We start from the raw sequence: 6,968 nt of genomic DNA, 5'->3' as shown, positions 1-6,968 counted from the left end.
TTATTGATAGCTGCAAAATGAGCAGAATAGTTAAACCCCAACACCGTTATTTTAGTGACCCAAACATTTATTTAGAATATGACTCAACCAACAAAAGCCAAACTCAAAAACCACATAACATCCAAAGGTAAGAGATTAGGACAAGCTTTAAACTCTAAATTTGGTGTGACTCTTGCAGATTTTGACGCTGCCATGAATGGCAATATTCAAGTAGCACAGAAAATAGGTGAATTAGCAAAGCAAGGCAGACTAAGTAGTGAATTAGCTCCTAGACTTGCACAGGCTTACATTGAGATTATCAGTGGCAGTGAAGCCTACAACAAGGCAACTGCCGATATTCTTTTACAAGCTGGTAGAAGTGCCATTGCAATTGATAAATCTGTTAGTCAAGTCATGATAGCTAATTCCCGCTATGGTCATGAGCGTAAAGAATTAGCATCTGAGTTTTATAACGCAAAACTAGCAGAAGATAATCGTCATATTTACCAGATGAATCTTTCTCAAGTCAGAGGTTATTTAGATGCTCATCTTATTGAAGTTGATAGAAACACTGCAATGACTGAGCAATTTAATAGACCTGAAATTAAGCAAATTGCAGCAGATGAACAACTACAGCAACGCCAGCTTAATGAAGCTTTAGCCAAGGGTGATCAAGCCAGATATGATTTGATTCCTGAGAAAAAATATGGTGCAGGAATTAAAGCCAAGATTTTAGAATTTAAAGCCGCACTTGGATTTTAAACAAAGTACCCAGATACGCGGATATCTGGGTACTTACCATTGATGAATGATTATGCTACTTGAAGAAGACGAAGAACAGCAACCCAATCAAGAAACTATTCGATATTTGACCCATATCGAGCAGAAACTTTATACAGATATTGAAACTAGAAAAAGAGTTGATGCAGGATTATTATTTCTAGCCTGTCAAATTACTTCATGCAGCCTTAGTTGGCTGCTGTTTCAACTACAAGTTACTTTATCAATTATTCAAGTATCTAGTGCTATTGTAAGCCTTCTTCCCGGCTTAATTGATGTAGGTGATGGTTTCAGCTTCTCATTTACTTCTGAATCTTGGGAATTTACGCTAGGGCAGAAGCCATTAATAGGAATAATTAAATTAATAATTGGTGGTGCTGTTTCTTGGAATGGTACTGGTAAAATTGCGGCTGAAGTATTACAAACTAATACGGGCATAGCCGAGACTTACCAAGAAATTAGAAGCAGTGAAGGCTTAAGTTATCAGCTACCAAATATAGGTGTAAGTTTAGCGATCGCACTGGTAGCGGTTTTATTAATAGGTTTTTTAAAAAAGGGATTTACTAAGAATGAAAATCAAGGGTAACTGGTCATTTTTAGAGATGTTTATCAGTGGCTTGTCAACACTTATATTTATAAATTATTTAGTAACTGGTTTTAGTGATGTAGTGATTAATATCGACAGTTTATTAACTTGGCTACAGCACACAAATTTCAACCAATTAATTAACCAGCTATTCAGATGATAGATGAAATTACAAAGTTTAGTGAACAACTGAATCGACAACGCAAGTCATCAACAGTAATTATTTTTGGCTTGTTATTGTGTGGTTTCGCTGCTGCCATACCCATGTTTAACGACTCAATTAAACATGAGGAAACTTTGTATTGTAACTCTAAAGTAATTTGCAGAGGTGCAAATATTAAACGCGGTATCAGCTACTTAATTGACCGTGAGCGAAGAAATCAGCTATTTGATAACAATATCTATGTAAAAAAAATCCTGCCGCCAGAAGACCCTACAGCCTTTGTATGGGGCATTATCAGCAGTGGGTTACTACTCTCTGCTTATGGAGTATCTAGAGCAATTACGAATAATCAAGAGAAAGCTATACATAGTCAATTCAAACTATTAAAAATCAAGGCTCTAGAAAACGATTTCCTAGAGCAAACACATATAGATTTATTTGAATTTTCAAAACAGAATCAAGCCGAGATAACTAAACAAGCAATTGCTCGACAAACTTCTGAAACAATCCAAGCAATGAAATCAGAATCGGAGGTACAGCTAGACCATCTTAACGGACAACTACAAGGAGAATTATCAATTAAAACTCATGAGTTACAAATCTCTGATTTATCAAAGCAAATAGCAGAAAACTTATTATCTGAAGCAGAAACTAAGCGCAAGCTAGAAAAGTTAAATAAGCCTATACAAGATACTAAACAGCCTACACCTGACGAACAACTTAAGCTAACTCTAATTGATGCCTTAAAAGCGCATGAGGATGGCTGGCTGTGGAAAATTATTGATAGTCTTAAACCGTTGTGGCTGATTGGTAATCAAGGCAGTGGTAAGACTTATACAGCCAGTGCTATTGCATTAATTAGAAAATATTCTTTAGGCGCACCAATTTATCAATTAATTGATAGACACGCCACAGGTGATAATGCCGATGTATGGAAGCTGCTAGATGCTCAATTCAAGGCTGAAACTGAAGAGGATATTAGTATTGCTTTTGAGGATTGCTGTGAACGCTGGCTAACTCGAATTAAGCAAAAACCAACAACTAAACAGCAGGTAATTGTAGACGAATTTACAAACCTTAAATCATTATGTGGCAACAGTGCAATCGCTTTCTTTAAAGCTAGTCTAACTGATACCAGGAAAGCCAAGGAATATTTATTAGGAATTACACATAATGCCACTAATGAATCATTTCCAGATGGCACAGCAGCAGCAAGAAAAGCTGGTACAATTTTGTTAGAAAAATTCTCAGCTAACGGCGAAACACCATTATCTAGAGTGGTTGTCCGTCATGGGCTAGTAGATGAGCAAGGTAATAGTTTAGAGGATGTAGAGCGCACATTACCATTGTGGTTTCATCCCCTAAAAATACATGAACATTTCAACGGTAAACCTATTGATTTATAAGAAAAACTATGGATATACAAAAATATTTTAGATTTTTAGAGGGAGAATATTTAGTTATTCAATCTTATCCTGCTAATATCGATCTGAATATTATCGGGTGCTACAAAAATTATTATGATGCTATAACAAAACGTGAATTAGAGAATCAATCAAATGATTACTCGAACTTTATCGTAGTGATTTTTCATGAAGGTAAATTCTGGAATGTTAATCAAGGATTACCAGAAAGAGCTTGTGAGATTCAGCCTTGGCAAATTGCCGATAATTTAACAGGATTTTATGAAGGAGATGACGGGGATTTAAAGTATTGCAAATGCAGTTATCCCTACTTACTGTGTGACTACGATATTATTACCTGTTTAAAAGATGACAAGGGAAGAAGTATTAATAATGAATGCCCTAATTGCGGCAGAGAGATATTTTGTGATTAATTAATGAGATGACTGCCTTCTGCTTAATCCTCTTTTATTATTTACTCTAAGAATAGGAGCAATAATGTTTCCAGGTGAAGATAAACCTACAAAATCCAGAGTTATTACAGGAACATTTAAATTTTGTAACTCTGGCAGAGAAGAAGTTAGGACAGTTACCTGTTTGTTTACTGAAAGGTCAGAACAGTATGAATTAACAAAGGTATATGTAGTTGAGTTTGGTTGTGAACTTATCTTTTGTAAAGATGACAATCACTTTTTAGTTAATGATTAATTATGGATTTACCATTTGATTTAGTAGAAACTGTTCATGATGTCAATGGCAAACCTTTTATCATTGATACCCTTGAAAAAGATATATTTATGGCTTTGCCATGTGAGAGAGAAATTATCTTGAATCAGTTTTTCTATGTTCAACGTCCTATTGTTTTAGAAATTCTCGATATCTTGAAATCACTTGACCTCTGCCAAGAGTATGTAACTGGCTTTTGGATACTGACTGAGAAAGGCCGAATACTCCAGCCGTACATTAGAGAACTAACCCACCCAAGCCGATTAATGAAGTAGCCTTCCTCTAAGAAAAACACTGAGTAGTTTGAGTTACACCGTTTCGGATTACTTATCAAAATATTTTTTTATAAAACATATCTTCCCAGAACACCTATTTTAATAAGCGATCGCTCAACTTAATTGCAGTTGTTCTTACTCCTCATCATCGAGCAAATACAACCCACTACTATCAGTCGGTCTAGCATGAAGATACATTTCCGTAATCGCCACCGAACTATGCCCCAGCGTCTTTTGTACTAAGTTAATAGGCGCACCCCTATCTATACTGTGGCTGGCGTGACTGTGCCTTAACCAGTGGGGTGAGACATTGCCCTCAATACCTGCGCGGTGTGCTGCATTCTTCACAATATGAAATACCATCGACCTGCACAGATGACCGCCTTTAGCAGACACAAACACAGGATCATCTCTACGAGCATTGTTCTTAAGTTGCTGAATTTCTTGCCACATCTTTGCACCAACAAGAACAACCCTGGTTTTTTCCCCTTTACCAAATACATTGATTTGTCCGCCGTCACCACTTGTTTTGAGGTCACGCCACTTTAAATCACATAGTTCTGATACCCGTAAACCTGCAAAGTAAAGTAAACGGATGATTGCATGGTCACGGGCATTGGTAGTGGAATTCATCAGTGATTTTACTTCCTCTTGAGTAAGAATTCGTTCAGCCAATTTGTTTTTCGCCTTTGGAGATTTAATCAGCACTCCTAAATTAGCCTCGATTACCCCTAACTGTTTAGCAAAAGAAAACAAGCTTTTTAATGCTCCTACAGCCACCCGTTTGCTGTTTTCAGAACCTCCTAGCGTCATTACCCACAGTTGAGCATCCATGAGGGTGCAATCTTTTAGGTGTTTGTTGGTGTTTGTAAAAAATCGTTCGGCATGGCGACGATAACCATCAACCGTGTTGGCACTTTTGCCATGTAGCCACAGGTCAATGAGTTCGTCGTTAGTTAGGGTAGAGGGATGATTCAACATTGCCCATTCTTATGTTGAATGATATTACATTAAAGCTTATTGCGGGGACAGTGGCAGCTATTTTACAGGATGGTAAAGTTCAGTCCTATCATCCCATTCCCAGCCGACACTCATCGGGTCACGGTTACGCGACCAACTGATAAATTCTTTGGCACTTAATTTTTCTCTTTCTATAATCAGGTTTTTGGGATTAACACCAAGTCTTGGGGCTAAACTTTCATTGCTTCTGGGTTGGTATTCTACTTGGGGTTGTAAGTATGGGTGAAGCTGTCTGCGCGGTCTGGTGTTGTTGTGTCTACCAGAAGTAGATATCGCTCGTTCAATTTGCTCCAGCTTCTTGGTAATTGTTTCTAGCTTGGTTTCCAGCTTCGCCTCTAGCTGCTTAATTGATTTACTACTAGGGGCAATATCGCTATCAATATTGCTATCAAGCTGGCTGAACAATTCCTCTAAGGCTTGTAGCAAGGCTATTGTATGACCTTGACGATGTAATTTAGATAGTTGTTTTACTGCTGGAATTAGGGCAGTAGGGACGCGAACCATTTCGCTTGGTGGGGTCTTGTGGTCAGCCATTTGATATCGAATTTGATAGCAATAGACTGATGATAGATGAAAAGCGGTCTTCTGAATGCGTAGGCGCAGCCCGTCGTAGACATCGCCTCCGCCAAATTCAAGCGATCGCATTCAGCGTCTCGTAGAGAGGAAAACTAGGCGAGCGCACACTTTACAAGTTGAAACAAAATGCAGTGAAAGTAGGAAAATACAAACAATTAGCTGAAGTGAGATAAATCAGTAATTAAGAGAACGAAAATTTATGGTAAACCGTCGTTTTTGGGGTGTAGCTGCTTTAGTGGCGCTCTTTGTTGGGTGTACGCCGGCTCATTCCCAATTGCCACCATCAACCGAACTTTCGCCATCAATAAGTGTGCATTTGCTCTTGGGAAATCCCAGCAGTGCAACGCCAACGAATATCACACCCGACAATTACCTGATGGTCAAAAATCAGTATGCACTTTCCTACAACAACAGTAAGGGAACTGCCAACTGGGTAGCTTGGCAGCTTAACTCCTCATGGTTGGGAGATGCAGAGCGCCAAGATAACTTCCGCGCGGACAACACGTTGCCTACAGGTTGGTTACGGGTAACTCCTTCTATGTATTCTGGGAGTGGTTATGACAGAGGGCATATTGCACCTTCAGCAGACCGCACCAAGACAACAGAAGATAATGCCGCCACTTTTTTAATGACAAACATGATGCCCCAGACACCCGATAACAATAGAAATACATGGGGCAATTTAGAAGATTATTGTCGAGAATTGGTAAGCCTTGGCAAAGAACTTTATATTGTCGCTGGGCCTAGTGGTAGTCAAGGTGAACCCCTCAAGGGTAAGGTAACAGTTCCTAAATCCACTTGGAAGATTGTTGTCGTACTAGATAATCCTGGTTCTGGGATTAATGGTATTACTGCTAATACTCGTGTAATTGCGGTTAATATTCCCAATGAGCAAGAACTAAATAATGACTGGAGGACGTATAAAGTGAGTGTTGACCAATTAGAACAACTCACTGGCTATGACTTTATCTCTAACGTTTCTCCAAATATTCAAGAAGTTATTGAAAGCAAGATAGATAATTTATAAACAACTCAAGTTTCTACAACTTTGGGAATGCGGTATCTGCAATTGCGGAGAGACTTGGTATTCACCTGATTAGTTGAATCAGTCTAGCAGCTACTCATACTAAAACCAAGATTATGGCGATCGCACTCTGGGATTTTCATAGTACTAGTGTACTGCAATTCAGGGGTCTAACTTTTCCTCTAAGAAACTGGAACTGGGGGGCGATCTCCAAAAATTGCCCCTCGACTCTTTAGGTCACGCCTCATATCATTTGTAAGACCTATACTTCCTCCAAACAAGGCATTTGCAACAATAGCATGGCTCAAGTCGGCATTGCTCAGGTCGGCATGGCTCAGGTCGGCATGGCTCAGGTCGGCATCAATCAGGTCGGCATCAATCAGGTTGGCACGTCTCAGGTCGGCAAGTCTCAGGTTGGCACCGCTCAGGTTGGCAC

At 39.0% G+C, this 6,968-nt stretch carries 9 protein-coding genes; 6 read left to right on the top strand and 3 right to left on the bottom strand.

From position 1 onward, the window contains the following. Positions 1-78: 78 nt before the first annotated feature. The 5 genes from NCWK1_RS28620 (at position 79) to NCWK1_RS28595 (ending at position 3,912) form a co-directional block, all read left to right on the top strand. Positions 79-741 (top strand): hypothetical protein, encoded by a 663-nt coding sequence (locus tag NCWK1_RS28620; protein WP_103127013.1) that lies wholly within the window; start codon positions 79-81, stop codon positions 739-741. Positions 742-793: 52 nt separating this feature from the next. After that, positions 794-1,345: a hypothetical protein gene (locus NCWK1_RS28615; RefSeq protein WP_245895014.1), complete on the top strand. Its 552-nt coding sequence runs from the start codon at positions 794-796 to the stop codon at positions 1,343-1,345. Between the two features lie 156 nt (positions 1,346-1,501). Further along, the gene (locus NCWK1_RS28610) at positions 1,502-2,914 is read left to right on the top strand and encodes a hypothetical protein (protein ID WP_245895013.1); all 1,413 of its coding nucleotides are present in this window, start codon (positions 1,502-1,504) and stop codon (positions 2,912-2,914) included. Between the two features lie 8 nt (positions 2,915-2,922). Then, positions 2,923-3,345, top strand: coding sequence for a hypothetical protein (locus tag NCWK1_RS28605; protein WP_103127011.1), 423 nt, complete (start codon positions 2,923-2,925; stop codon positions 3,343-3,345). 276 nt (positions 3,346-3,621) lie between these two features. Further along, complete coding sequence (locus NCWK1_RS28595) at positions 3,622-3,912, top strand: hypothetical protein (RefSeq protein WP_103127009.1); 291 nt, start codon at positions 3,622-3,624, stop codon at positions 3,910-3,912. A 135-nt stretch (positions 3,913-4,047) separates the two neighbouring features. On the opposite strand, the gene NCWK1_RS28590 is transcribed toward NCWK1_RS28595, so the two are convergent. After that, the gene (locus tag NCWK1_RS28590) at positions 4,048-4,893 is read right to left on the bottom strand and encodes a tyrosine-type recombinase/integrase (RefSeq protein ID WP_103127008.1); all 846 of its coding nucleotides are present in this window, start codon (positions 4,891-4,893) and stop codon (positions 4,048-4,050) included. A 57-nt stretch (positions 4,894-4,950) separates the two neighbouring features. Further along, positions 4,951-5,466 (bottom strand): hypothetical protein, encoded by a 516-nt coding sequence (locus tag NCWK1_RS28585; RefSeq protein WP_103127014.1) that lies wholly within the window; start codon positions 5,464-5,466, stop codon positions 4,951-4,953. 241 nt (positions 5,467-5,707) lie between these two features. Here NCWK1_RS28585 and NCWK1_RS28580 point away from each other — a divergent pair, with 241 nt between their 5' ends. Continuing rightward, complete coding sequence (locus NCWK1_RS28580; RefSeq protein WP_103127007.1) at positions 5,708-6,535, top strand: DNA/RNA non-specific endonuclease; 828 nt, start codon at positions 5,708-5,710, stop codon at positions 6,533-6,535. Positions 6,536-6,714: 179 nt separating this feature from the next. Here NCWK1_RS28580 and NCWK1_RS28575 read toward each other — a convergent pair whose 3' ends face one another. Beyond that, entirely contained in the window at positions 6,715-6,960 is a 246-nt protein-coding gene (locus NCWK1_RS28575; RefSeq protein WP_281259182.1) for a pentapeptide repeat-containing protein, read from the bottom strand. Positions 6,961-6,968: the final 8 nt, after the last annotated feature.

The organism is Nostoc cycadae WK-1, from assembly GCF_002897135.1.
In the GTDB taxonomy this organism is placed as follows: domain Bacteria; phylum Cyanobacteriota; class Cyanobacteriia; order Cyanobacteriales; family Nostocaceae; genus Nostoc_B.
This window is presented reverse-complemented; position numbering and strand designations above follow the sequence as displayed.

Coding starts and splice junctions, on each gene's coding strand:
- NCWK1_RS28615 (WP_245895014.1), top strand. CDS start 794: ATGCTACTTGAAGAAGACGAAGAACAGCAACCCAATCAAGAAACTATT.
- NCWK1_RS28605 (WP_103127011.1), top strand. CDS start 2,923: ATGGATATACAAAAATATTTTAGATTTTTAGAGGGAGAATATTTAGTT.
- NCWK1_RS28580 (WP_103127007.1), top strand. CDS start 5,708: ATGGTAAACCGTCGTTTTTGGGGTGTAGCTGCTTTAGTGGCGCTCTTT.
- NCWK1_RS28590 (WP_103127008.1), bottom strand. CDS start 4,893: ATGTTGAATCATCCCTCTACCCTAACTAACGACGAACTCATTGACCTG.
- NCWK1_RS28610 (WP_245895013.1), top strand. CDS start 1,502: ATGATAGATGAAATTACAAAGTTTAGTGAACAACTGAATCGACAACGC.
- NCWK1_RS28595 (WP_103127009.1), top strand. CDS start 3,622: ATGGATTTACCATTTGATTTAGTAGAAACTGTTCATGATGTCAATGGC.
- NCWK1_RS28585 (WP_103127014.1), bottom strand. CDS start 5,466: ATGGCTGACCACAAGACCCCACCAAGCGAAATGGTTCGCGTCCCTACT.
- NCWK1_RS28620 (WP_103127013.1), top strand. CDS start 79: ATGACTCAACCAACAAAAGCCAAACTCAAAAACCACATAACATCCAAA.